Here is a 25173-nt window from a genome sequence, read left to right as displayed (position 1 = left end):
GGGCCCGTCCGGATAGGCTGGCAGGATGACGCGAGCCGAGCAGCCAACGGCCCACACTCCGGCCCCCGACGACGCCCTGGTCGCAGACTCACGGGAGCGCGCCGTCCGGGCGCTGCTGCGGGTGCCGCAACTGAGGCGGCTGTGGAGCGCACAGCTGGTGGGAGGCGTGGGCGACGCCCTCGCACTGCTCGTCCTGGTGCTGCTGGCCCTCCAGACCGCGGTCGCCGAGGGCTCCTTCGGAGGTGGCTACCGCGGAGTGGCCGTCGCCGTGTCGGCGGTCTTCGGGGCACGCATTCTCGCCACCCTGCTCTTCGGGGCGGTCCTCCTCGGCCCGCTCTCCTCGCTCACCGCCCAGGACGGCCCCCTCGACCGCCGCTGGACCATGGTCGGCGCGGACGGCGTACGGGCCGCGCTGCTGATCATCGCGCCCCTGTGGATCGACTGGACTCCCGAGAACGCGCTGGCGCTGCTCCTCGTGACGGCGTTCGTGATCGGGGTCGCCGAGCGCTTCTGGACGGTGTGCCGCGAGAGCGCGGCACCCGCGCTCCTGCCCGCGCCGCCGCTGGAGGGCGCGACGGTACGGCCGCTGCCCGACCACATGGACGCGCTGCGCCGACTCTCACTGCGTACGGGATTCATGGCCGCGCCCCTCGCGGCGGCGACGCTCGTCGCCGCCGGGCTCGTCAACAACCTGCTGGGCGCCGGACTCGCGTGGTTCGACCAGCATCAGGCGGCGCTCGCCTCGTACGTCTCCGCGGGCCTGTTCGCCGCCTCCCTGTCGGTGCTCACCTTCCTCGAACTGCCCGACACACGGACCCCCCGCGCGCGGTCGCCGCTCGAAGGACTGCGCCGCCCGAAGACAGGTTCGGGCATCGACAAGGGCCGCACCGGGGCCATCCCGCTCCTGGTGCTCGCCTGCGCGGCCGTCGCCGGGGCCGTCGCGGCCGCCGTCGCGGTGGCCGTGCTGCATGCCAAGGACCTGGGCGGCGGCCCGGTGACGTACGGGCTGCTCGTCCTCGTGCTGACCGGCGGTGTCGTGATCGGCATCCGCAACGCCGCCAAACTGCTGCCCTCCTTGTCCCGTCGACGGCTGCTCGCCCTGGCGATCGCCTTCACCGGGATCGCACTGCTCGCCGCCGGGCTCGTCCCGGACGGCACCACCGTGCTGCTGATCACCGGCCTCGCGGGCGTCGGCGCGGGCGTCGCCGCGAACACCGGGCACGCGCTGCTCGACCAGGAGGCCGAGGACTACCGGCGCACGCGGACGACGGAACACCTGCACGCGGTCGTACGGGTCTTCGTGGCCCTGGGCGTGCTCGCGGCCCCGCTGGTGGCCGCCGCGATAGGGCCGCACCGCCTGGAGAACGGCAAGTTCGTGTTCGCGCACGGCGGCGCCGCCTTCACCCTGATGCTGGTCGGCGCGCTCCTGCTGCCGGTCGCGGCGCTGGTCCTCGCCAAGGCCGACGACCGTTCCGGAGTGCCCCTGCGGCACGACCTGCGGGACGCGCTGCGGGGCGGCGACGATCCCGTGCAGGCGCCCACCACCTCCGGGTTCTTCATCGCCCTGGAGGGCGGTGACGGGGCCGGGAAGTCGACCCAGGCCGAGGCGCTCGCGGAGTGGATCCGCGCCAAGGGCCACGAGGTCGTGGTGACACGCGAGCCGGGCGCCACCCCCGTCGGCAAGCGGCTGCGGTCGATCCTGCTCGACGTGTCGTCGGCGGGGCTGTCGCACCGCGCGGAGGCGCTGCTGTACGCGGCCGACCGCGCGGAGCACGTGGACACCGTGGTGCGGCCCGCGCTGGAGCGGGGCGCGGTCGTGGTCTCGGACCGGTACATCGACTCCTCGGTGGCCTACCAGGGAGCGGGGCGCGACCTGTCCCCGACCGAGGTCTCCCGCATCAACCGGTGGGCGACCCACGGGCTCGTACCCCATCTGACGGTCCTGCTGGACGTGGCGCCGGAGACCGCACGCGAGCGGTTCACCGAGGCGCCGGACCGGCTGGAGTCGGAGCCCGCCGAGTTCCACGCGCGCGTGCGGTCCGGTTTCCTGACGCTGGCGGCGGCCGATCCGGGCCGCTACCTGGTCGTCGACGCCGGGCAGGAGCCCGAGGCCGTCACCACCGTGATCCGGCACCGGCTCGACGTGGTCCTCCCGCTCTCCGAGGCCGAGATCAAGGCCCAGGAGGAGGCCCGCAGGGCAGCCGAGGAGGAGGCCCGCCGCAAGGCCGAGGAAGAGGCCGCCCGCAAGGCGGAGGAGGAGCGGCTGGAGCGCGAGCGCCAGGAGCAGCTCGCCCGGCTGCGCGCGGAGGAGGAAGAGCGCAAGCAGCGCGAGCTGGAAGAGGCTCAGCGGCGCGAGGCCGAGCGGCAGGCCGAGGAGGCGCGGCAGCGCGCGGAGGCCGCACGCGTGCGTGCCGAGCAGGAACAGGCCCGGCAGCTCGCGGAGGAGAAGGCCCGCGCGGCCGAGGAGGAGCGGCGGCGCCGGCAGGCCGAGGAGGAGGCGCGGCTGCGGGCCGAGGCTGAGGAACGGCGCCTGGAGAAGCAGCGGAAGGCCGAGGAGGCACTGGTGCGGGCCGAGGAGGCCCGGCGGGCGGCAGCTGCCGCGGTCGCGGCTTCCAACGCGGTGGCCGAAGGACCGGCTGCCGGGGCGGCCGGTACCGGCGCGGCGGCCGGCGGCGCTTCGGAATCCTCCGGCCCGCCCAGGCCGCCCAGGATTCCCAAGACCTCCGGGACCCCCAGGACCCCCAGGACCCCCAGGACTCCCAGGACTTCCAGGACTTCCGGACGGGCTGGTTCCGGTCCGGCGGCGGGTGCGGGCGACCACGAGACCACGGTGCCGACGCCCCTGGTGACACCCACGAACGCGTCCGGAGGCCCGGCCGACGAGACGGCCGTCCTGCCCCCGGTACCGCCGCGGGACGCCGGCCCGGACTCCGAGGAGACGACCGTGCTCCCGCAGCCCCCGGCCCCGCAGGGAGCCGCGGACGAGACGGCCGTACTGCCCCCGGTGGGCCGCGGCCCGGCCGCGGACGAGACGGCGGTACTCCCGCCGGTCCGGCAGGACCACGGCCCGGACGAGACGGCCGTGCTGCCCCCGGTCCGGCCGGAGCCCGGTGCGGACGAGACGGCGGTCCTTCCGCCGGTCCGGGACGACCGGGCCGACGGGGCCGACCGGGACGGCGAGCAGGGGAGCGGGGCCGCGGACCGGGTGCCTCCCGGGTACTTCCGCGACGAGCGGCCGGACTCCGGGCCCTCCGACGCCCGCACGCGCGAGCTGCCCCAGGTCGACGCGGAGGGTACGCCCAGGCGGCGCCCCCGTTCGGACTGGGCGGAGGAGACCCCGCTGGACGATCTGCCGACGCTGGCCGACGAGTTGCTGGGCCGACGCGAGGACGACGAGCCGGACGAGGGGCGCGGGCGGCGACGCTGACCCTGGGCGCGGCCTCCTGCGCCGGTCCGGCCTCCTGAGCCGGTCCGGCCGGGGGACCTGCCTCTGCTCCGCCTCTTCGACCGTCGGTGCCCCGTCGCACGGGCGCCGACGGATCTCGTTGTCAGTCCCCTCCCGCACAATGGGACGCGGCAGGGCACAGGTGTGACGAAAGGGCGGCACCCCATGACCGTATGGGACGACCTGGTGGGCCAGGAGAAGGTGAGCGCGCAGCTCGCGGCCGCCGCGCGGGATGCCGACGCCCAGGTCACCGCGGTCGCGGCCGCCACCCCGGTGCCCGAGGCATCGAAGATGACGCACGCCTGGCTCTTCACGGGCCCGCCGGGATCGGGCCGTTCCACCGCGGCGCGTGCCTTCGCGGCGGCCCTCCAGTGCGTGAGCCCCGACCGCGCACTCGGCGGCGTCCCCGGCTGCGGCTTCTGCGACGGCTGTCACACGAGCCTCATCGGCACGCACGCGGACGTGCAGATCATCCGCACCGACCTGCTCTCCATCGGTGTGAAGGAGACCCGCGAGCTCGTTCGCCGCGCCCAGCTGTCGCCCGCCGTCGGCCGCTGGCAGGTCATCGTCCTGGAGGACGCCGACCGCCTCACCGAAGGCGCGGGCAACGTGCTGCTGAAGGCCGTGGAAGAGCCCGCCCCCCGTACGGTGTGGCTCCTGTGCGCGCCCTCCCTGGAGGACGTGCTGCCCACGATCCGCTCCCGGTGCCGCCACCTCACCCTGCGGACGCCCCCGGTGGCCGCGGTCGCCGACGTCCTCGTGCGCCGCGACGGCATCGAGCCGGATGTCGCGGCCGTCGTGGCCCGCGCCACCCAGGGCCACATCGGGCGGGCCCGCCGCCTCGCCACGGACGAGCGGGCCCGCGCGCGCCGTGCCGCCGTCCTCAAGCTGCCGCTCCGCGTCGACGACGTGGGCGGTTGTCTCAAGGCGGCCCAGGAGCTGATCGACGCGGCCTCCGAGGACGCCAGACAGGTCGCGGAGGAGACCGACGTCAAGGAGACCGAGGACATGAAGGCGGCCCTCGGCGCGGCCCAGGGCGGCCGTATGCCGCGCGGCACCGCGGGCGTGATGAAGGAGCTGGAGGACAAGCAGAAGCGCCGCAGGACGCGTACGCAGCGCGACAGCCTGGACCTGGCCCTGATCGACCTCACGGCCTTCTACCGCGACGTGCTCGCCCTCCAGTTCGGCACCAACCTCGCCCTCGCCAACACGGACATGCAGGACACCCTGGACCGACTGGCGCGTGGGTCGTCCCCCGAGAGCACCCTGCGCCGGATAGAGGCGATCGCCGCCTGCCGCGAGGCCCTGGACCGGAACGTGGCGCCGCTGCTGGCGGTGGAGGCCATGACGATGGCGTTGCGGGCGGGGTGACGGCGTCGCGGGCAGGGTGACGGCGGCCCGGGTCGGACCGTCCCGGTCGGGGGTCGTCGGTCCGTGCGTTGACGAGTTGACGCCGTCACTCGTACGAGGCGCGCTTGCCACTCTCAGCGATCGTGTCGTCGCGCAGGGTTACGCTCGCTCGATGGACACCAGGCGCCGGCCCGGGGCATCCCGGGCCCACCGATCCCTTCGCGCATGCGGCACGCTGGTCGCCGTTGCCGCACTGCTCGTCTCCGCCTGCTCCGCGGGGAGTTCGACGAGTTCCGCGAGCCCGGCCGGGGCGGGGGCGCTGCGCGCGCTGCCCGAGGTCACCCCGTCCGAGCTGACCTCGTACTACGGGCAGCGGCCGACCTGGCGCTCGTGCGGCGCCCCCGGCTTCGAGTGCGCCACGGTGAAGGCGCCGCTCGACTACGCCCAGCCGGCCAAGGGCGACATCAGGCTGGCCGTGTCCCGGAAGAAGGCGACCGGACCGGGTAAGCGGCTCGGCTCGCTGCTGGTCAACCCGGGTGGGCCGGGCGGATCGGCGGTCGACTACCTCGAGGCGTACGCCGGCATCGGCTACCCGGCGAAGGTGCGCGCCCGTTACGACATGGTCGCGGTGGACCCGCGGGGCGTGGCCGGCAGCGAGCCCGTCGAATGCCTCACCGGGCGGCGGATGGACGCGTACACGCAGACGGACACGACCCCGGACGACGCGCGCGAGACCACGGAACTGGTCGACGCCTTCAAGGAGTTCGCGGAGGGTTGCGGACAGCGCTCGGCGAACCTGCTGCGCCACGTGTCCACGGTCGAGACGGCCCGCGACATGGACCTCGTGCGGGCCGTGCTGGGCGACGACAAACTGACGTACGTCGGCGCGTCGTACGGCACGTTCCTCGGGGCGACCTACGCGGGCCTGTACCCGGAGCGGGTGGGCCGGCTGGTCCTGGACGGCGCGCTGGACCCGTCCCTGTCCGCCCGGCAGCTGAACCAGGACCAGACGGCCGGCTTCGAGACGGCGTTCCAGTCCTTCGCGAAGGACTGCGTACGCGAACCGGACTGCCCGCTGGGCGGGGCGAAGACGTCACCGGACCAGGTCGGCAGGAACCTGAAGGCCTTCTTCCGGCAGCTGGACTCCGCCCCCGTCGACGCGGGAGACAAGGACGGCCGCAAGGTCGGTGAGGCACTGGCCACGACGGGCGTCATCGCCGCGATGTACGACGAGGGGGCCTGGCCACAGCTGCGGGAGGCCCTCACCATGGCCATGCAGGACAAGGACGGCGCGGGCCTGCTCGCCCTGTCCGACAGCTACTACGACCGGGACGCCGACGGTCAGTACGCGAACCTGATGTTCGCCAACGCGGCGGTCAACTGCCTGGACCTGCCCGCCGCCTTCGCTTCCCCCGCTGAGGTCGAGGCGGGACTCCCCGCCTTCGAGAAGGCCTCCCCGGTCTTCGGCGTGGGTCTCGCCTGGGCCTCCCTGAACTGCGCCTACTGGCCCGTGAAGGCAACCGGCGAGGCGCACCGCATCGAGGCGAAGGGCTCCGCGCCCATCGTCGTGGTCGGCACCACCCGCGACCCGGCGACCCCGTACCCGTGGGCGCAGGCGCTCGCCTCCCAGCTCTCCTCGGCAAGGCTCCTCACCTACGACGGCGACGGCCACACGGCGTACGGGCGCGGCAGCGCGTGCATCGACTCCGCGATCAACCTCTACCTCATCGAGGGCACCCCGCCACAGAACGGAAAGCGCTGCTCAGCGACCTGATCACCGGCCCCCGGCAGGCCCGTCACCAGGTCGCCGAGGGGCCTGCCGGGGGTGCGTCCGGAGCGGGTTCGGAGCACCCCCGGAAACTGTGTAGACTTACCGGCGTTGCCGATCGCACCATAGTTCCGGCAGCACGCCGCCTTAGCTCAGATGGCCAGAGCAACGCACTCGTAATGCGTAGGTCTCGGGTTCGAATCCCGAAGGCGGCTCTGTGGAAGCCTCAGGACTCACTCGCCGTGACCTGGGGCTTTTGCTTTTTCCGGGCGCGAGGGCAGGTGTTCCCTGGCAGTTACGGCTGCCCTGGCCTCGCGCTGTGTCAGATCTTGATGACGTGGACGCCGGGGCCGCACAGCATGTGGAGGTCTTCAGGGTCTGACGTCAGGACGGTCACGGGGGCGGGTGAGGCGAGTGCGGTGGCGGCCACGATGGCGTCGAGGGCGTACTTGTGGCCATGCAGGCCGGCTGCGGCGAGCAGCTTGCTCGCGTGGCGGGCGATGGCTTCGGTGGGCGTGACGATGTTGACGCGCGAGACGGCATGGTCGAAGCGGGCCTGGTTGGTCCTGGGGTCGCGGGCTTCGACGAGGGTGACGGAGCTGGTGACGACGCGGATGTCCTCGGCCTCGGCGGCGGCGAGCCATTCGGTGAGTTCCGTTGTGCGTAGTACGAGCTTGGACAGGCCTTCGCAGTCCAGGACAAGGGTGCCGCTCACGCGGCGTCCGCCGAGCCGGCCGTGTCGCTGCGCAGGAGCGCTCGCTTGGCATCGACCGCAGCCTGGTCGACCGGGCCGTGCTCGGCTTCGGCGTCCTCGATGAGTTCACGCAGCCGGTCACGCTCCAGTTGGCGCTGGATGAGGGCTTCGACGTAGGCGGACATGCCGCGCTTGCCGGTGCGTGCCTTGAGTGCCGCGATGGTGCCTTCGTGGAGGGAGACGGAGACCGGGCGGACGGGGCCTTCGCCGGGAGCGGGCTCGGGGGTGGTGGCCATGGAGCCATATTAACAAAACTCTTGTTATTGGGCGGGTGATTCTGCGGCGTTGTGGCTTGACCGGAGGCAGGTGGCGGATTGCCTCGTGGGGTGCAGATCCTCTGTGATCGCCGAGCGCGACCGTGCGACCCGTGGGCTGACGCGCGAGGAACCGCTCGCGCTGCCCGCGGCCGTGGACCTGGAGACGGCGAACCGCGCGCTGTCCCTCCGTCGCACCGCGGGGTACGACCTTGCCGAGCGCGGCCGGTACCCGTGCACCGTCCTATGTCTGGGCAACGCCTGCCGGGTCGTCGCCGTCGACTTGCTCAGGCTGGTCCACCATCGGGTGGGGTCGCCGTGTGCCGTGCGTGGGCGGAGGGTCAGTTGATCGTGTCGTGCAGGGCGTCCCGCAGATTCAGGGCCGCCGGTAGTGGGGTGGCGGGCAGTGCCAGGTGGACCGTTCGTCGGAGCGCGGGGTCGTCGAGGCGGCACAGGGTGACTGCGGCAGGGACCGCCCACGCCGCCAGTGAGGGGACGAGGGCCACTCCGAGTCCGGCGGCCGCGTAGCCGAACTTGCCGGTCCACTCCGCGATTCTGATGATCTTTCTCGGGGTGAAGCCGGCCCGTGCGCAGGCGTCGGCGAGCATCGTGGGGCGGTCGCCGTACGTGTCCTGGATCCAGGCCTCGTCGCGCAGGTCGCGCAGGCCGATCGCCCCGGAGCCCGCCAGGGGATGGTCGCGGCGAAGGGCGACGAGCAACTCGTCCTCCAGCAGTACCTCCGTCGTGATGCCGTCGGCCGACGGTAGGCCGGACGGGTAGTCGCTGACCACGGCGAGGTCCAGCGCGCCTTCCGTGAGATGCCGCATCAGCGTGCCGCTCCGGCCCTCGACCGAGACGATCTCGACGTCCGGGCTGGTGTGCCCGAACCGGCGCAGGGCCTTGGGGACCAACGAGATGTTCGCCGTTGCGAAAGCTCCCACGCGCAGCATGCCGCCGTGGCCCGCGTGGATCACGGTCAGCTCCTGTTCCGCGCGTGACAGACGCTCCAGCACGTCCACGGCGTGCCGGTGCAGCGCTTGGCCGACGGGGTTCAGCCGTACGCCCCGGGGGAGCCGTTCGAACAGGGGGCCGCCCGCCTGCTGTTCCAGTGCGGCGATCCGCCGGGAAACCGCGGACTGCGTGTAGTTGAGCCTGGTCGCGGCCCCGGTGAAGGACCCGGTCTCGGCCACGGTCACGAGCAGGCGCAGGGCGTCGGTCTCCAACACGTTCCCTTTCCCTCTGTCCTGTGTGCTCGCTCTGGGCATGCAACAGGGCGCTGTCCCCACGTGTGCAGGTAGGGCACTGCCCACACATATGCGGTCAGCGCATGGCTTCCATGCGATCCAGCCGCTGGTGGAATGCCTTGTGGCCCCATACCGTCTCATGACATCGCCGATCCGAGGGGGAAACGTGATCGATCTGCCTGCCATGCTGCTCGACCTGGAGGAACTCGTGACCTGCGAGTCCTTCTCGGCCGACCATGCGGCGGTGGCCCGCAGCGCCGAGGTGGTCGGCGCCCTGGGGACGAGGCTGCTGGGCGCCGAGCCGGAGACGATCGTGGCCGGCGGAGTCACCCACCTGCGGTGGACCTTCGGCAGGCCGGGCGTGCTGCTGGTGGGGCACCACGACACGGTGTGGCCCCTCGGTTCGCTGGACAGCCACCCGTGGTCGCTGGCCGACGGGGTGGCCCGGGGCCCCGGAGTCCTGGACATGAAGGCCGGGCTGGTGCAGATGTTCCACGCGCTGGCCGCCCTGCCGACCCTCGACGGGGTGTGCGTACTGGTCAACGGGGACGAGGAGGTCGGTTCCCCCACCTCCCGGACGCTCGTCGAGGAATCCGCGCGCGGCTGCGCGGCCGCCCTCGTGCTGGAGGCGTCCGCGGACGCCGCGGGCGCACTCAAGACCGCCCGCAGTGGCACCTCGCGGTACGAGATCGTGGTGCACGGCAGGGCCGCCCACGCGGGTCTCGAACCGCATCGGGGGATCAACGCCGCTGTTGAGGCCGCCCACCAAGTCCTGGCCATCGCCGGTCTCGGTGCCGCGGTGGGCGACACCGGGGCCTCCGCCGACAGCCCCGGCACAGGCAGCGGTATCGATACCGGCCGCGGTTTCGGCCCCGGCATCGATACCGGACCCGGCCCGGACATCGATACCGGCGCCGGCGCAGACCGTCCGGTGCTGGGAGCGGCGACCGTCACGCCCACGCTTCTGTCGGCGGGGAGCACCCTCAACACGGTGCCCGCGACGGCGAAGGTGTCGGTGGACGTGCGCGTACCGACCCTCGCGGTGCAGGACCGGATCGACGAACTCATGCGAGGGCTCACCGTCCGCAACCCCGGTGCCCGCCTGACGGTGCTGGGCGGCAGGAGGCGGCCGCCGATGGAACCGGAGTCCTCCGCCGAGCTGTTCGCCCTCGCCGCCCGCATCGCCTCGGTGCTGGGCCAGGAGCCTTTGCGGGGTGTCGCCGTCGGCGGTGCCTCGGACGGCAACCACACGGCGGCCGTGGGTTGTCCGACGCTGGACGGCCTGGGCGCCGTCGGCAGCGGCGCCCACGCGGACACCGAGCACGTGGAGGTCGCACGGATGGTCCCGCGCACCGAGCTGCTCGCCCACCTCGTCGACCAGATCTGCCGAGGGCCCGCCCGGTGACCGCGGCAGGAACGTTCCGGCCTCGGAAGCTCCGGCCCCGCAAGCTCCGGCCCCGCAAGCTCCGGCCCCGCAAGCTCCGGCCCCGGAAGCGGGCAAGCGCCCCGAACTCTCCGTCACTCCCCACGAAGAAGAGGCTCATGACCACATCGACCCTTCAGCCGCCCGAGGTCGCCGAACTGGCCGCCCGTCATCAACTCGGCGAACTCGCGGGCGCGTTCGCCCCCAAGCGGCTCGGGACGCTGATGTTCGTCGTCTACCTCAACATGATCCTCTGCTTCACGGCGTTCTTCGTGGTTCCCGGTCTGCTCTGCTACTGGTGGATGCGCCGTTTTCCGAACTTCAGCAGGAAGCAGGCCGCCAAGCGCCTCTATCTGTTCGAGCACGGGCTGATCGTGCAACCGCAGTTCGGCGACGGCATGACCGCCTTCCGCTGGGATTCCGTGAAGCTCTACCAGGACATCACTCAGCTGTTCGTCAACGGTGTCCCGACCCCGACCAAGTACGTCTACTCCGTGGTCGCCCCGAAATACGGCGGCGCGGAGATCACGGAGTTCTACGAGAACCCCGAGAGCTGGGGTCCCGCTCTGCAGGACGCGGTCCTCCGCGCCCAGGGGCCGGCCGTCCTGAAGGCGATTCTGGAGGGCGGGACGGTGGACTTCGGAGCCCTCTCGCTCTCCAGCAAGGGTGTGTCCTCCACCAGGAACGGTCATCTTCCCTGGTCCGAGGTCCAGGAGATCCTGGTCCAGGGAGGCAGCGTCCGGGTCCTGAGGTCCGGTACGGCCGACACATGGTCCACGGTCCCCGTCAGTGGCATGGCGAACCTCTACGTCTTCCTGGCCGTCGCCGGGAAGCTCTGCCCCCAGTAGCCCAGTAGCCCAGTAGCCGGTGCCGGACCGGCCGGACTAGGAGGTCAGGGTCGCCAGTGCCGGGGCGAAGGCGATGAGCAGGGGGACGAGGGGGGCCAGCGCGGCGGCCGTCGTGGTGCCGCGGCGGTGGGTACGGGTGAGGCGGGGCGGTGGGTCCAGGAGACGTTCCACGCGTTGGTGGAGCAGGGGGCGGGGGGTGGCGCAGGACAGGACGCCCCGGTGCTGGTTGAGCTCGATGAGGGCCAGCGCGGTGGTGAGGTGGCCGCAGCGGCGCGAAGCCGTGTCGTCGGCGGAGAGCTCGACGAGGCGGTGGGTCTGGTCCCGGAAGTGGGTGAAGACCGGGATGCCCGGAAAGCCGCCGGCCAGGGCCTGAGAGAGGTGCAGGAGCCAGTCGTGACGGGCCCGTGCGTGGCCGAGCTCGTGGGCCTGGATGGCGTCCAGCTGGTGGTCGGTGAGACGGCCCAGGGCGCCCGTGGTGACGACGAGCTGGGGCGGGTTGCCCGGCATCCACCAGGCGTCCGGGTACTCGTCCTCCAGTACGAGGAGCGGGCCGCGCGAGGCCGGGAGGCCGGCCGGCAGCTCGGGGGCGCGCTCGCGCAGGTGCGCCCGGCGCAGGCGGCCGCGCCGGCGGGCCTCCACCACTTCACGGGCGAGCATGGCCGTGGTCCAGGCGGCCCCGCCGGCCAGCAGCAGCGTCAGCGCGGTGGTCCACGGCGGGGCGGCGGCCAGGTCGTACGCCGCGGTGACCGCGGGCGGCGCGGGCGCGAAGACGTGGGCGCGGACGGTGTGGAAGACGGCGGAGGCGCTCAGCACGAGCGACGTCAGACAGCACAGCAGCACCGTGGCGACCAGGCACTGCCACACCCACAGCGCGAGCACCGGTTCCCGCTCGGGCCAGGCGGCGCGGGTCAGGACACGCGGGGCCACGACCGCGGTGGTCAGGGCGACGGCCGCCATCAGCAGGAGGGAGATGGATACGGTCATGTCGTGGGCCCCTTCCTTTCGCTCCGCCGGGTCGTTCCGCCGGTCGCCCTGTCGTCGGCCGCCGTCCGCAATCGCCTCTCCCCGGCCGTGGGCCGCCGGCCCGTGGTGCGTGACCGTGGACGGGCGGAGAGAGTGAGCGGTAGTGAACACGCTACCCGGCCTCGGGCCCCCGGAGGCAATGATCGGCGTGACGTCACAGCGCACACGACCGCCGGGGGCGTCAGCGGTGCAGTCAGCGATGCAGTCAGCGGTGGCGCCAGCGGTGGCATGTCATGGGTGGCGACGGTGGTCGTGGTGGCGGTACGGCGCGTGGGGCGGGGCCGTGCGGTGGGGTGCCCCGGCACGCGCCGTCTGCCGGGCCGGTAGACCCGGTAGACGCTGACGCCCCTCGCGTCCTCTGCCGTGAAGCCTCGCGGAGTTGCGGTCCGACACCCTTAAGAAATCGCGTACTTGAGGAGTCCTCGCCGTGAACGGCTAGCATCGCCCCTTGATTGTCGGCTGATTGTCGGCGGAGTCGAGATCGGGGTGGGCGTCGTGTCGGTGGAGCCGCGGATCGCGGTGGCCGTGGTGACCATGGGGACGCGGCCCCAGGAAGTGGACGCGCTGCTCGCGTCGGTGGCCAAGCAGGACGTCGCACCCGAGCGGATCGTGATCGTTGGGAACGGCTGCCCGCTCCCGGAGTTCGCCGAGCGGCTTGACCTGCCCGGTGAGGTCACGGTCATCGAGGTCGACGAGAACCTCGGCTGCCCGGGCGGCCGGAACGTCGCGCTGCGGCGGCTGCGGGAGTTCGCGGACGTGGACGTCGTCGTCGAGCTCGACGACGACGGGCTGCTCGTCGACCCCGATGTCCTGCGCGGTGTACGGGACCTGTACGCCGCCGAACCGCGTCTGGGCATCGTCGGGTTCCGCATCGCCGACGAGAACGGCGAGACCCAGCGGCGGCACGTGCCGAGGCTCGGCGCCAAGGACCCCATGCGCGGCGGCGAGGTGACCTGCTTCCTCGGCGGCGGCCACGCCCTCTCCATGGAGATGCTCGCGCAGACCGGGGACTGGCCCGCCGAGTTCTTCTTCGCGCACGAGGAGACCGACCTGGCGTGGCGGGCCGCCGACGCCGGCTGGACCATCCGGTACGCGCCCGAGCTGCTGCTCCAGCATCCGAAGACGTCACCTGCCCGGCACGCCATCTACCACCGTGTCACCGCCCGCAACCGTGTCTGGCTGGTCAGGCGGCGGCTGCCGCTTCCGCTCATCCCCGTCCACCTGGCGGTGTGGATCGCTCTGACCCTCGTACGGACGCGGTCCGTCGGTGGGCTGCGGGCGTGGTTCGGCGGCTTCGTGGAGGGGCTCAGGGCTCCGGCCGGGGAGCGCAGGCCGATGCGCTGGCGGACCGTGTGGCGGCTCACGCGTCTGGGGCGGCCGCCGGTCGTCTGACGCGGCGTCGTGCCGGTGACCGTTCGGCGGTGTGCGGTGTGCGGTGTGCCGCGTGCAGACGGGACGGACGGACAGCTGTGGTCGGCCGTGGTCGGTCGTGGTCCGTCCGGAGGTCCGGTCAGGGGTGGTGGGTGCGCGGCGGCGCTCGTCGGCGTCCGCCGACGGATGTTCTTCGCGTGCCCTGTGGGACTTTCGGACCCGGTCGCGACGGCGACACTCCCCCGAGTCGCGGCGACCTATGACGCCAACCGCGTGCCGGAGCGACCGGGTCCGATGAAGTGATCAAATCAGGCCACGCCAACCGATCGCTAACATGGGGCGAACGGTGTGGCGGGGCACGGAGTTTCGCCTGAAGGACGGCGGAGCGGCGGATTCAGGCCGCTGGGCGTCGCCGACGGGAAGAGGCGGACAGGTGGGCGGCGGGAAGCGGTCGGAGCGGGAGGCCGGGCTGCGTGGCGGTCGGTCGTCCCGGCGGTCGCCCGGATCCTCCTCCGAACCGTCCCGCGGCCCGATATCCGCGGCACCGCCCTCCTCCGAACCGATGTCCGTCCGGCCGTCCGCGCACGCTTCTCCTCCCGGGCCCCGGTCCAGGCCCCCGTCCACGCCTTTGCCCAGGTCCCCGGGCGCGCCGAGGGTCGAGCCTTCGTCCGGGGCCCCGGACGGTTCGTTCGAGTCCTCGTCCGCGGTCTCGCCCCGGCTGCGGTTCGGGCTGCTCGGGCCGACGGTCGTGTACGGCGCCGACGGCGTCCCCCGGCCGGTCAGCAGTGCCAAGGGACGCGTCCTGCTCACCACTCTGCTCCTGGAACCGGGACGGGTCGTCTCCCTGGACGTGCTCAAGGACGCGTTGTGGGGCGGGGCCCCGCCCGCATCGGCGCACGCCTCCCTGCAGAACCATGTCACCCGTCTGCGACGGCTCCTGGACGACCCGGACCGGCTGAGGTCGATACCGCCCGGCTATCAACTGCGCGTCGGCGAAGGCGAGTTGGACGTGCGGGTCTTCGAGGATCGGGTCGTGGCAGCCCGCGCGGCACACGCAGCGCGCCAGTGGGGGAGGGCCGCGACCGAGGCCGTGGCGGCGCTCGCGCTGTGGCGGGGTACCCCCCTGGGTGGCTGGGCCCCGGAGGCCGGTGGGATCCCTCTCGTCCAACGGCTGGAGGAGGCGCGGCTGTTCGCGCTGGAGTGCCGGTACGACGCGGAACTGGAGCTGAGTCGAGGGGCGGCCGACGGGGGTGTGCGGCTTGCCGGGCTCGCTCCCGAACTGGCCGCGCTGGTAGCTGAGTTCCCGCTGCGTGAGGCCTTTCACCGTCAGCTGATGCTGGTCCTGTACCGGACCGGGCGCCAGGCGGAGGCCCTCGCCGCCCACCGTGACCTGCGCGGCAGGCTCGTCCGTGAACTCGGCGTGGAGCCCGGGGCCGCGGTACGGGAGGCGCACCTGGAGATCCTGCGTGACCCCGAGGCAGGGGCAGGGGCAGCGGTCGGAGAGGGCGGGGGCGGGGTGCGTGCGGGCGGGATCGCGGAGGCCCCCGCGGTCGAGGAAGGGCTGCCGGGAGTGCGTTCTCCCGGGAGCCCGGTATCCGGGACCGAGGGCGGCGCTGTTTCTCCGGGGCAGCCCGCCGATCCGGAGGCCTTCCGCGCGGGCTCCGGGGAAGCGGCCCGGCCCGGGGCGCACGTCACGCCGACGCCCCCGGCGGAGGGCGTCCCCGCAGGCCAGGAGGAGGCCGTCCCTGCCTCCCCGGCGGACGCGCATCGGCCGTACCTTTCGGAAGCTGCCCGGACGGAGACGCCGGGGGCCACCCGGGCGGCCCGGCCGGAAGCTCCTCGGACGGCCCTGGCCGAAGCTCTTCAGCCGGCCCCGACCGCTGAGGCAGCGGTTCCGACCGCGGGAGCCCGGACGGCGGCCCGGGCGGGCTCCGCTTCAGCCGGATCGACCACCCCGGTCGGCTCGGCCGGATCCGCCGTTCCCGTCGGACCGGCCGGATCCACCACCCCGGTCGGCTCAGCCGGAGCCGGAGCCGGAGCCGGAGTCGGAGTCGGAGCCGGAGTCGGAGTCGGAGTCGGCGCTCCCGCCCCCAAGCCTGCCCAACTGCCGCCCGCACCGCTCCACTTCACAGGTCGCGAGGCGGCCGTCCAGGCGCTGCGCACCGCGCTGGTCCCGGCCGGGGACGGCGGCCCGCGCGTGGCCGTCGTCAGTGGCATGGCGGGGGTCGGGAAGAGCGCGCTGGGTGTGCGGGTGGCGCACGGGCTGCGGGCGGAGTTCCCCGACGGCCAGCTGTACGTACGCCTGCACGGAGCGACGCCGGGCGTGCCGCCGCTCACCGCCGGGCAGGCCCTCGCCGCGCTTCTCCGCGACCTGGGCGCAAGGCCCCGGGACGTACCCGAACACCCGGACGCGGCCAGCGCGTTGCTCCGCTCGCTGCTGGCACCCACCCGCACCCTGCTGGTACTGGACGACGTCGCGAACGCCGCCCAGGTCCGCCCCCTGCTGCCCGCGGGCCCCGGTTGCGCCGTGATCGTCACCAGCCGCTCGCCCCTCACGGCACTGGACGGCGCGACGCGCTTCCCGCTCGCACCGCTCTCGGACGAGGAGAGCGCCGAGCTGCTGCGCGCCGTCTCCGGGCGGGACGGCCTCGACGGGACGCACCCTCTCGTCGGCCTCACCGGCCGGCTGCCCCTCGCGCTGCGGATCGTCGCGGCCCGGCTCGCCGCCCGCCGGGTGCTCACCCCGGACGCGCTCGCCGGTCAACTGGCGGCCAGTGACGAACGGTTGCACCACCTGGAGTACGACGACCTCAGCGTGCGCCGCTCGCTTGCGGTCGCCCTCGACGCGCTGCGCGCCTCGGACCGGGAGGCCGACCGGGACGCCGCGCTGGCCCTGCGCAGGATCGGCGCGCTCGACCTTCCGACGTACGGGGTCCCGCTCCTCGCGCGGCTGCTCGGCACCGGCGAACGGCGTGCCGAGGCCGCCCTCGACCGCCTTGTCGACGTGGCCCTCCTCGACGAGAGCGCGTACGGCCGCTACACCCCTCACGACCTCGTACGGGACTTCGCCCGCGAGGTGGCCGCCGAGGCGTCGGCAGAGGCCGCCGACGCGGCGGGTCAGCATGCGGCGAGTTCGGACACGGCGAGTTCGGACACGGCGAATCCGGACGCCGTGGGTCCCGGCGTGGCGGACCTCGGCCCCATGAGCCCTGACCTCGCTGTTCCCGATCCCGGCGATCCCACGGACGTAGCCCTCCGCTGGTACATCGCCGCCGCCCGTCAGTGTGTGCTCGCCCTCGCCCCGTCCGGTGTCGACCGGGACAACCGGCTCGGCGTGACCTCCGCCGAGCGGGCCTGCGCGGCCTCCGAGGAGGACGAGGGCGCCCCGTTCACCGCGCTCACCGCCATCACCGCGTTCGAAGCGGTTCCGCCGTTTCCCCCTTTCCCTCCTTTCGGCTCGGCCGCCGAGGCCGTCGCCTGGGGCGACCGTGAGGTGGCGAACGTCGTCGCACTCGTCGAGTGCCGTGCCGCCGCCTCCCCGCTCGTCCCCGTCCTCGTCCGCTCCCTCTTCCCGTACCTGCAGCGCCGGGGCCGGCTGCGTGAGCTGGCCACGCTCGGGCGGCGGGCGCTGGAGGTGGCGCGGCGGCTCGGGGACGATGCCGCCGAGGCCGTCGCGCTCTCCGATCTGGCCGCTCTCCACTTCATGCGGGGCCAGGCCGGTGAGGCGCTCGTCCTGACCGACCAGGCACTCGCGCGCTGGCGCGGCCTCGGCGTCACGTCGCGCATCCAGCGTTGTCTGAACAACCGGGGGCTGCTGCTCGAAAGCCTGGGCCGGTACGTCGAGTGCGAGATCGCCCTGCGGGAGGGCCTCGAACTGGCACGGGAGCTGGGCGACACGGACGGCGAGGCCATCGCCTACAGCAACCTCGGCAACCTGTACGAGCACAGCGACCCGCGCGCCGCCATCGAGTGGCACGAGAGGAGCCTCGCGCTCGGGGAGGCCGTGGGCGACTCACGGGTCCGTGAGTCGGGGCACTGCAACATCGGATACGCCCACCTCGCACTCGGCGAACCCGCCGGTGCGCTGGAGCACTTCGACCGAGCCCTGACCATCTCGGACGGCGTCGACTGGCAGAGCGGCTCGCAGACCCGCCTCGGCCTGGTGCGCGCGTTGCGCGACCTCGACCGTGCGGAGCGGGCGGCCCGGGAGTGCGCCGCGCTGCTGGAGCGGGCCGAGCAGCGGGCGGACAGCTACACCGCCGGTCTGGCCCGGCACCAACAGGGCCTGCTGCTCCGGTCGTCGGGCCGCACCGAGGAGGCGTACGAGCAGTGGGAGCTGGCCCTCGACGACCTCGACGGCACCGACAGCCCGGTCATCGAGGAGCTGAGGGACCTGCTGCTGGGCCAGCTCAACTGACCTTGCGCACAGGAACGTTCACCAGTGCGCGCAGAGGATGCTTCACGAGGGCCCACAGAAGGCGGTCCGCAGTCCGCAGTCCGCAGTCCGCAGTCCGCGGTCTGCGGGACTGCGGGTCTGTGGGTCTGTGGGTCTGTGGGTCTGCGCGGGGATCACTTCGCGTCCGCGTAGCACTTCACCACCGCCGTCGTGAACGGGAACCGCACCGGGGTCTGTCCGAACGTCAGCCGGCCCGCCAGCTCCGCCGCTTCGCGGATCGCCTCGACCACGGCGTCGGCCTCCTCCGCCGGGCAGTGCACCATCACCTCGTCGTGCTGGAAGAAGACCAGCTCGGCCGCCATGTCCCGGCAGGCGCGCCGGAGCCCGGCGAGCACGAGGAGGGTCCAGTCCGCGGCGCTGCCCTGCACCACGAAGTTGCGGGCGAAGCGGCCCCGGGCGCGGGAGTTGCTGGACGCGTACCCCGGAACCCACTCGTCGCCCCCGGGCCCGCCGGACCCGCCCGAGCCGTCGTCGGCCCCCTCGGCCGGCCCGTCCTGCGGGATGCCCGCCTCCTCCTCCGCGGATTCCGAGCCCACGGCCGGTGGGCAGGTGCGCCCCAGCCAGGTCCGTACGAGCCGCCCCTCCTCGCCCTCCCGCGCCGCGTCGTCCACGTACGCCACGGCCTTGGGGAAGCGGCGGCGGAGCAGCGCCAGGTTCTTCAGGCCGTCGCCGGACGTCTGGCCGTAGATCGCGCCGAGGACGGCGAGCTTCGCCTGGGCGCGGTCGCCGGAGAAGGCCCGGTCGGAGACGGACTGGTAGAGGTCGCTCTCGCGTCCGGCCACCTCCATCAGCCCGGGGTCGCGGGAGATCGCGGCCAGCACGCGCGGCTCCATCTGGTCGGCGTCCGCCACGACGAGCCGCCAGCCGGGGTCGGCGACCGCCGCCCGGCGGATGACCTTGGGGATCTGCAGCGCGCCGCCGCCGTTGGTCACCCAGCGGCCGGTGACGGTACCGCCCGCCAGGTACTCCGGTCTGAACCGGCCGTCCCGCACCCAGTCCTGGAGCCACGACCAGCCGTGGGCGACCCAGATCCGGTACAGCTTCTTGTACTCGACGAGGGGCTTCACGGCCGGGTGGTCGATGGCCTCGATCTCCCAGCGCCGCGTGGACCTCACCTTGATCCCGGCCTGTGCGAAGGCCTTGACGACGTCCGCCGGCAGGTCGGGCCGGACCCGGCGCCCGAAGGCGGCCGACACCTCCTCCGCCAGCTCGGCCAGCCGCCGCGGCTCGCCGCCGCCCGCGTACCGCTCGCCGAGCAGTTCGTGCAGCACCTCGCGGTGCACGTCCGTGCTCCAGGGCAGCCCGGTCGCGTTCATCTCCGTCGCCACGAGCATGCCCGCCGACTCGGAGGCCGTGAGCAGCCGCATCCGCTGGGGGTGCGCGGTCGCGTCGTGTCTGCGCTGCTGGTGTCCGTACACCTCGATGAGCTGTTCCAGCGTCACGTGGCTGCCGGGGCCGGGACGCGGCTCGAAGAGGGAGGACTGCGAGCCGGGCTCGGCGGAGCGCTGCGGAGGGTCGGGCGGTACGGGGCCGCCGCGCAGCCTCGCCAGGGCGGCGGCCGCCGAGCGGGGCTCGCCGAGCCGTCCCTCGTGGCCGAGCAGGAGGGTCTCGGCGGCCTCCAGGTCGTAACAGCGCTCGACGCGGACGCCCGCGGTGCGCAGCTGTGGGTAGACCTCGGCCGTCGACCGCCAGATCCAGCGGGTGACGTCCGGCCGGGAGCGCACGGACCCGGCGAGGTCCGGCTCCCTCAGGACCGGTCCGGCGGGCAGGCCGTCGGGGCCGAGGGGGGCGAGCTCGGCGCCGCCGTCCTCGGTCGGTGCGAGAGCCCACCGGCCGGTCATGACTGGAGTGTCGCAGGAGGGTCCGACAACGGCCCCGAACCGCGTCCGGGGCCGCGTCCGGACAGGCCCGGCCCTCGCGAACGGGGTCGCGGGGGCCGGGCACGGTTCCCGGCCGGTCACTCCTCCAGGAGGGGCTGCCGGATCTTCTCCAGTTGCTCCGCGATGTTCGCCTCGGCCGCCGTCTTGTCGACGCCGAGCCCGCTGAGCACGCCCGTCCCGGCCTCGTGCTCCAGGAGGGCGAGCAGGATGTGCTCCGTGCCGATGTAGTTGTGGCCCAGGCGCAGGGCCTCGCGGAAGGTGAGTTCGAGGGACTTCTTCGCGCCGGCGTCGAAGGGGATGAGGGCGGGGACGGTCTCGGCGCCCGGGGGGAGACCGGCGGTCGCGGCCTCGCGCACGGTGTCCAGGGAGACGCCCTGCGCGGTGATCGCCTTCGCCCCGAGGCCCTCGGGCTCGGCGAGGAGGCCGAGGACCAGGTGCTCGGTGCGGATCTGGTCGTGGTCGGCGGCCCGGGCCGCTTCCTGGGAGACGACCACCACGTTCCTGGCCCGTGGCGTGTAGCGGCTGAAGCCCTGGCTGGGGTCGAGGTCCGACTCGGCCTTGGGCACGAACCGCTTCTGGGCCGCCTGCCGGGTGACCCCCATGCTCCTGCCGATGTCCGTCCAGGACGCGCCCGAGCGCCGGGCCTGGTCCACGAAGTGCCCGATCAGGTGGTCGGCCACGTCGCCGAGGTGGTCGGCGGCGATCACCGCGTCCTGGAGCTGGTCGAGGGCGTCTTCGTGGACCTTCTTGATGGCCTCGATGAGGTCGTCGAGGCGTACGGGGGTGGTGCCGCGTGGATTCGTGGTCATGTGTCAACCGTAAGTTGACAGTGGTGGAGTGTCAACCTCAAGTTGACACTTGTGGGTGACTCTCGTGGGCGACTGCGGGTGACTCTCGTGGGTGACTTCTGGGCGCCTTTCCGCCCGTGACACGATCGAGGAATGAGCAGTACGTCCAGCACGGTGGAGCGCGCCTTCGAGGCCGCTCTCTACTCCGACACCGACGCGTCCCTCGACACGGGCGCCTCCCTGCTGGCCGCCGACCCGGCCTCCGACGCCGAACTGGCCCGCCGCGGCGAGGAGTTCGTCGCGGCGGCCTGGCGGCGCGGCTGGCAGCCGGCCGACGTCGTACGGATCGTGCGGCGCGAGCTGGACGACGTGCACGAACGCCTCGTGTCGGAGCTGGTCCTCGCCGAGGCCGGCCGGGACCGCCGGCCCCGGGGCGCGCGCTGGGCCGCACAACTCGGCGAACTGGACGCCGGCCCGGGAGCGCTCCGCACGGACCGCTTCACGTACGCGACCGCAGCCCTGGAGCTGTACCGCCTGCTGCTGCGCCTGCCCTCCCTGGAACCGCTGGACGCGCACGCGCCCCCGTCGTCCCGGACGGCCGCCGCCGCCCCGCGGGACACCCGCATGCTCACCCGCATCCGCGCGCTGCTCGCCAAGGCGGAGGCCACCGGGTTCCCGGAGGAGGCGGAGGCGCTGAGCGCCAAGGCGCAGGAACTGATGGCGCGGCACAGCATCGACGAGGCGCTGCTCGCCGCGCGGACGCACGCGAAGGACGCGCCCGGCGCCTGCCGGATCGGCGTCGACGCGCCCTACGAGACCGCGAAGGCGGTCCTCCTCGACGCGGTGGCCGGGGCGAACCGCTGCCGCGCGGTGTGGAACGAGGCCCTCGGCTTCTCCACGGTCGTCGGTTTCGAACCCGACCTGGAGGCGGTCGAACTCCTCCACACCTCACTCCTCGTGCAGGCCACAGCCGCGATGACGAAGGCGGAGGCGGCCCAGCGCGCGGGCGGCAGGAAACGCACGAAGACCTTCCGGCAGTCCTTCCTCGCCGCGTACGCGCACCGCATCGGCGACCGGCTCGCCGACGCGGCCGAGGGGCAGGTGACCGCGACGGAGGGGGAGTTGCTGCCGGTTCTCGTGGCGCGCGACGTGGCGGTCGCGGACGAGACGGAACGCATGTTCCCGGACACCGTCACGACCCGGATGCGCGGGGTCAACGACGCGGCGGGCTGGCAGGAGGGGGCCGCCGCGGCGGACCGGGCCCAGGTCGGGGCGCGGCCGCCGCTGCGACGCCCCTGACTCAGTCGCCCGCCCGCTGGAACGGGGTCACCGACGCGTCCGGCTCGCTCGCGCTCCGCAGGGCCACCTCGCCGTACTTCCAGTCGAAGGACTGATCGGCACCCGCCCCGGGCAGCCCGAACTTCGCGCTCTTCACCGCGGCGCCCTTCGCCGCGTCACCGGCCGGACCCCGTACGTACGTGATCGTGAAGCTGACCGTCTCGTCCTGCTTCACGGTCAGCTTCTCCGGAGCCGCGGACTTCTCCGGAGCGACGGCCAAGGCGGTGGTGCCCGCGGTCAGTTCGACGGTGGGGAAGCCCTCCAGGGTGCAGTCGGCTCCGGAGCCGTTGGTGAGGGTGACGGAGACGGTCCCGGTGTCGCCCGCGGCCGGGGCCTCACTGGCGACGACCTCCTGGCCGAGCTTGCCGGCCGCGCAGGCGGTCGAGGAGGTGTCCGAGGAGCGGGTCTTCTTGCCGCCGGTCTTCTTGTCACCGCCACCGTCGTCGTCGCCGCCACAGGCGGTCAGGGTCAGGGTGAGGGCCGCCGCGAGGGCGGTGGCGGCGATCGGCAGGGTGCGCATGGGTTTTCCTCTGGCCTCTGGGTCGTGCTGCTCGGTGCTGCTGGGTCGTGGATCATCATGCGGTTCCGCGTGCCGGGATTCCACCGACCCCCGCACCTTCGCCCGTTGAACCTTCACACGTCCCGGGCCCCGGATGCCCCGCCCGCCCGGCCCCCTCCCGTACCCTGGCGCGGTGAGCTGGCGACGGGCGCTGAAGGACACCGCGCGCTCGGGCCTCGCCGTGGAGAAGACGCGGCTCGAACCCCTCGTCGCGGTGCGCGGAGCGGCGGGACTCGCGATCGTGATCGCGGTGTCCCTGTGGGCCTTCGGCCCGGTCGCCGCCGCGAGTTCGGCGTTCGGCGCGTTCCAGGCGGCCATCGCGACGTTCCAGCGCAGCTGGCGCCCCCGGCCCGAACTGGCCCTCGCCTCCGGTACGAGCCTCGCCGTCTCCACGTTCCTCGCCTACCTCACGGTCTCCTACGAGCCGCTCTTCCTCGCGCTGCTGGTGGCGTGGACGTTCGCGGCGGGGATGAGCTGGGCGGCGGGCCCGACCATCGGTCTGATCGCCTCCTCGAACGTGGCGATCATGCTGGTGACGGTCACCCTGCCGACCTCGGTCGCCCAGGCCGCGGGCCACGCAGCCATGATGATCGTGGGCGGTGTCGTCCAGGCCGCGCTCATCGTGCTGTTCCCCGTACGGCGCTGGGGCGCCCACCGGGACGCGCTCGCCGACGCCCTGGCCGCCGAGGGGGACTACGCGCGCCGCCTGCGCCACGACCCCCTCGCGGCCTTCGACCCGCTGCCCCTGATGGAAGCCCGCAACGCGGCCGCCGTCACCCCCCGCCAGGCCCGCCGTCGCCCCGCCGAACTGCACGGCGCCCGCGGCCTCGCCGAGCGCATCCGCCCGGTCCTCGCCTCCCTGGCCGACCCGGCGACGGGCGTCCCGGCGGAGGGCCGCGCCCGTGACCGGGTCCGTGAACTCCTCGGCGCCGCCGCAGCCGTCCTCGACGCGGCGGCCCACGCGATCCGCCACGGCGAGCCCGTGACCGTCCCGCCCGCCGCACTGGCCGCGTTCCGTACCCCGGACACCGGGAGCATCCTCACCGGCCGCCCCTACCGCGCGGCCGCCCGCCTCAACACCCTCCTGAAGGACGTGGTGGAAACAGCGGGCGGCGCCTCCCCGCAAGGGCGCGAGGAGGCGCGGGCCCAGCTCCCGGAACCCGGCGGGCGCCCGGCCGCCGCGTCCCACCGCCCCCGCAGCCGCCCCACCTTCCTCGGCCTGGTCCCCGTGGCGCTGAAGGCGATGCGCGAGGCGTTCCGCAGGGGTTCCCCCGTCGTCCGCCACGCCACGCGCGTGTCCGTCGTCGCCGCCACCGGATACGTCCTCGGCTCCTGGCTCCCTCTCGGCCACGGCTACTGGGCGCCGCTGACCTCGGTCATGGTCATGCGCCCGGACTTCTCACAGACGTACAGCAGGGCGGTGGCCCGTCTCGGCGGCACCGTCGTCGGCGTGGCCGTGGCCACGGCCGTGGTGCGGCTGGCCGACCCGGGCACGTACCTCTCCGGCACCCTCGCCGTGGTGTGCGCCGGCCTGATGTACCTCCTGATGCGTACGGGGCAGTTCGCGGCCCAGGCCTGCATCGCCGCGTACGTCGTGCTCCTGCTCGGCATGGGCGGCGAGGAGTGGAACCAGACCGTGCCCGAACGCGTTCTGCTCACCCTGCTCGGCGGCCTGCTGGCGATGCTCGCGTACGCCGTCTACCCGGCGTGGGAGACCCCGCGGCTGCGCACCCGGCTCGCGGACTGGCTGGCCACGCAGGGCCGGTACGCGGACGTGGTCTTCGGCGCCTACGCCGATCCCGCGCGCCGCAGCGTCCCGGACGTCCGCGAGGCCCTGCTCTCCGCGCGCACCGCCCGCGCGGCCTGGCATGCCGCCGTGGCCCGCGCCACCGCCGAACCGGTCCGTCACCGGGGCCTCTCCCGCACCGCCGCCGACGACGCCGAGGACGCGCTCGCCCACCTGGGCCGGGTCGCCATGCTCCTGGAGGCCCATCTCCCGGAACGCGGCGCGACGCCGGTCCCGGCCGCCGCCGCCTTCGCCGAGGCTTTGCGCGAGTCCACCCAGCACGGTGCCAAGGCCATCCGCGAACGCCGGATCCCCACCTGGGACGCCGTACGCACCGCCCTGACCACCTGGGAGACGACGGAGACCGCCGGAGGCGGGAAGCCCGGTGAGCCCGGTGAGCCCGGTGAGTCGGGTGGGATCAGTGCGCCCGGCGAGACCGGCGAGACCGGTGGGATCAGCGAGACCGGCGAGACCGGTGGCATCGGTGCGGCCACCACCCCCGACAACGACCAGTTCGTGCGGGAGGCGGCACGGCGCGTGCTCGACGCGCTCATCGAGCTGTCCGAGGCTCTCGACACCGCCGTGGCGCCCATGACGCTCGACGGGACGGCGGCCGCTTCGGAGGGCGCGTCCCCGCAGGGGCCGGACGGGCCGCAGGGGCCGGACGGGCCGCAGGGGCCGGACGGGCCGCAGGGGCCGGACGGGCCGCGGGCGCCGGACGAGCCGCGGAAGCCGGACGGGCCGCAGAGGCCGAACGGGCCGCGCAAGCCGGACGGGCCGGACGGGCCGCAGAGCCCGAACGAGCCGCGGGCGCCGAACGAGCCGCAGAAGCCGAACGGGCCGCAGAAGCCGAACGGGCCGCGGCACCCATAGGGTTCCGCGGCCC

17 protein-coding genes and 1 tRNA gene are annotated in these 25173 nt (G+C 73.7%); 11 read left to right on the top strand and 7 right to left on the bottom strand.

Annotation, left to right across the window (positions count from 1 at the left end; all coding sequences use genetic code 11):
- Positions 1 to 25: 25 nt before the first annotated feature.
- The 4 genes from tmk (at position 26) to KUF83_RS34365 (ending at position 6778) form a co-directional block, all read left to right on the top strand.
- Entirely contained in the window at positions 26 to 3427 is a 3402-nt protein-coding gene (tmk, locus tag KUF83_RS34380; protein WP_217458947.1) for a dTMP kinase, read from the top strand.
- 183 nt (positions 3428 to 3610) lie between these two features.
- Positions 3611 to 4816 (top strand): DNA polymerase III subunit delta', encoded by a 1206-nt coding sequence (locus tag KUF83_RS34375; RefSeq protein ID WP_217458946.1) that lies wholly within the window; start codon positions 3611 to 3613, stop codon positions 4814 to 4816.
- A 151-nt stretch (positions 4817 to 4967) separates the two neighbouring features.
- A complete protein-coding gene (locus KUF83_RS34370) occupies positions 4968 to 6569 on the top strand; it encodes an alpha/beta hydrolase (protein ID WP_217458945.1) in 1602 nt (533 codons plus the stop codon).
- 135 nt (positions 6570 to 6704) lie between these two features.
- Positions 6705 to 6778: transfer RNA gene (locus KUF83_RS34365), tRNA-Thr, on the top strand.
- Positions 6779 to 6885: 107 nt separating this feature from the next.
- Here KUF83_RS34365 and KUF83_RS34360 read toward each other — a convergent pair.
- Positions 6886 to 7278 (bottom strand): type II toxin-antitoxin system VapC family toxin, encoded by a 393-nt coding sequence (locus KUF83_RS34360; RefSeq protein ID WP_217458944.1) that lies wholly within the window; start codon positions 7276 to 7278, stop codon positions 6886 to 6888.
- Positions 7275 to 7553, bottom strand: a complete 279-nt coding sequence (locus KUF83_RS34355; RefSeq protein WP_217458943.1) for a hypothetical protein — start codon at positions 7551 to 7553, stop codon at positions 7275 to 7277. The genes KUF83_RS34360 and KUF83_RS34355 overlap by 4 nt, the downstream gene beginning before the upstream one ends.
- A 103-nt stretch (positions 7554 to 7656) precedes the next feature.
- On the opposite strand from KUF83_RS34355, the gene KUF83_RS42215 reads away from it, so the two are divergent.
- Positions 7657 to 7920: a hypothetical protein gene (locus KUF83_RS42215; RefSeq protein WP_308403261.1), complete on the top strand. Its 264-nt coding sequence runs from the start codon at positions 7657 to 7659 to the stop codon at positions 7918 to 7920.
- On the opposite strand, the gene KUF83_RS34350 is transcribed toward KUF83_RS42215, so the two are convergent.
- Positions 7913 to 8797 carry a LysR family transcriptional regulator gene (locus tag KUF83_RS34350; RefSeq protein WP_217458942.1) on the bottom strand — a complete coding sequence of 295 codons (885 nt, stop codon included), beginning with the start codon at positions 8795 to 8797 and terminating at the stop codon, positions 7913 to 7915. The two genes, KUF83_RS42215 and KUF83_RS34350, sit on opposite strands and share 8 nt — an antisense overlap.
- Positions 8798 to 8999: 202 nt before the next feature.
- Here KUF83_RS34350 and KUF83_RS34345 point away from each other — a divergent pair, with 202 nt between their 5' ends.
- Together KUF83_RS34345 and KUF83_RS34340 are read left to right on the top strand one after the other, a co-directional pair.
- Positions 9000 to 10220 carry a M20/M25/M40 family metallo-hydrolase gene (locus tag KUF83_RS34345; RefSeq protein WP_217459009.1) on the top strand — a complete coding sequence of 407 codons (1221 nt, stop codon included), beginning with the start codon at positions 9000 to 9002 and terminating at the stop codon, positions 10218 to 10220.
- A 137-nt stretch (positions 10221 to 10357) separates the two neighbouring features.
- Positions 10358 to 11086, top strand: coding sequence for a DUF6585 family protein (locus KUF83_RS34340; RefSeq protein WP_217458941.1), 729 nt, complete (start codon positions 10358 to 10360; stop codon positions 11084 to 11086).
- 36 nt (positions 11087 to 11122) lie between these two features.
- Here KUF83_RS34340 and KUF83_RS34335 read toward each other — a convergent pair whose 3' ends face one another.
- Positions 11123 to 12070, bottom strand: a complete 948-nt coding sequence (locus KUF83_RS34335) for a M56 family metallopeptidase (protein ID WP_217458940.1) — start codon at positions 12068 to 12070, stop codon at positions 11123 to 11125.
- Between the two features lie 540 nt (positions 12071 to 12610).
- Here KUF83_RS34335 and KUF83_RS34330 point away from each other — a divergent pair.
- Positions 12611 to 13501: a glycosyltransferase gene (locus tag KUF83_RS34330; protein ID WP_308403269.1), complete on the top strand. Its 891-nt coding sequence runs from the start codon at positions 12611 to 12613 to the stop codon at positions 13499 to 13501.
- 697 nt (positions 13502 to 14198) lie between these two features.
- Entirely contained in the window at positions 14199 to 17897 is a 3699-nt protein-coding gene (locus KUF83_RS34325) for a BTAD domain-containing putative transcriptional regulator (protein WP_254644788.1), read from the top strand.
- Between the two features lie 152 nt (positions 17898 to 18049).
- Here the strand turns inward: KUF83_RS34325 and KUF83_RS34320 are convergent, their stop codons facing one another.
- Positions 18050 to 19777, bottom strand: a complete 1728-nt coding sequence (locus tag KUF83_RS34320; RefSeq protein ID WP_217458938.1) for a bifunctional 3'-5' exonuclease/DNA polymerase — start codon at positions 19775 to 19777, stop codon at positions 18050 to 18052.
- A gap of 116 nt (positions 19778 to 19893) precedes the next feature.
- Positions 19894 to 20625, bottom strand: a complete 732-nt coding sequence (locus KUF83_RS34315) for a Clp protease N-terminal domain-containing protein (RefSeq protein ID WP_217458937.1) — start codon at positions 20623 to 20625, stop codon at positions 19894 to 19896.
- Between the two features lie 132 nt (positions 20626 to 20757).
- On the opposite strand from KUF83_RS34315, the gene KUF83_RS34310 reads away from it, so the two are divergent.
- The gene (locus tag KUF83_RS34310) at positions 20758 to 21903 is read left to right on the top strand and encodes a DUF2786 domain-containing protein (protein WP_217458936.1); all 1146 of its coding nucleotides are present in this window, start codon (positions 20758 to 20760) and stop codon (positions 21901 to 21903) included.
- A gap of 1 nt (position 21904) precedes the next feature.
- On the opposite strand, the gene KUF83_RS34305 is transcribed toward KUF83_RS34310, so the two are convergent.
- Positions 21905 to 22462 carry a DUF4232 domain-containing protein gene (locus KUF83_RS34305; protein ID WP_217458935.1) on the bottom strand — a complete coding sequence of 186 codons (558 nt, stop codon included), beginning with the start codon at positions 22460 to 22462 and terminating at the stop codon, positions 21905 to 21907.
- A gap of 172 nt (positions 22463 to 22634) precedes the next feature.
- On the opposite strand from KUF83_RS34305, the gene KUF83_RS34300 reads away from it, so the two are divergent.
- Complete coding sequence (locus tag KUF83_RS34300) at positions 22635 to 25160, top strand: FUSC family protein (RefSeq protein ID WP_308403260.1); 2526 nt, start codon at positions 22635 to 22637, stop codon at positions 25158 to 25160.
- Positions 25161 to 25173: the final 13 nt, after the last annotated feature.

Source organism: Streptomyces sp. BV286, assembly GCF_019090165.1.
Classification (GTDB): domain Bacteria; phylum Actinomycetota; class Actinomycetes; order Streptomycetales; family Streptomycetaceae; genus Streptomyces.
This window is presented reverse-complemented; position numbering and strand designations above follow the sequence as displayed.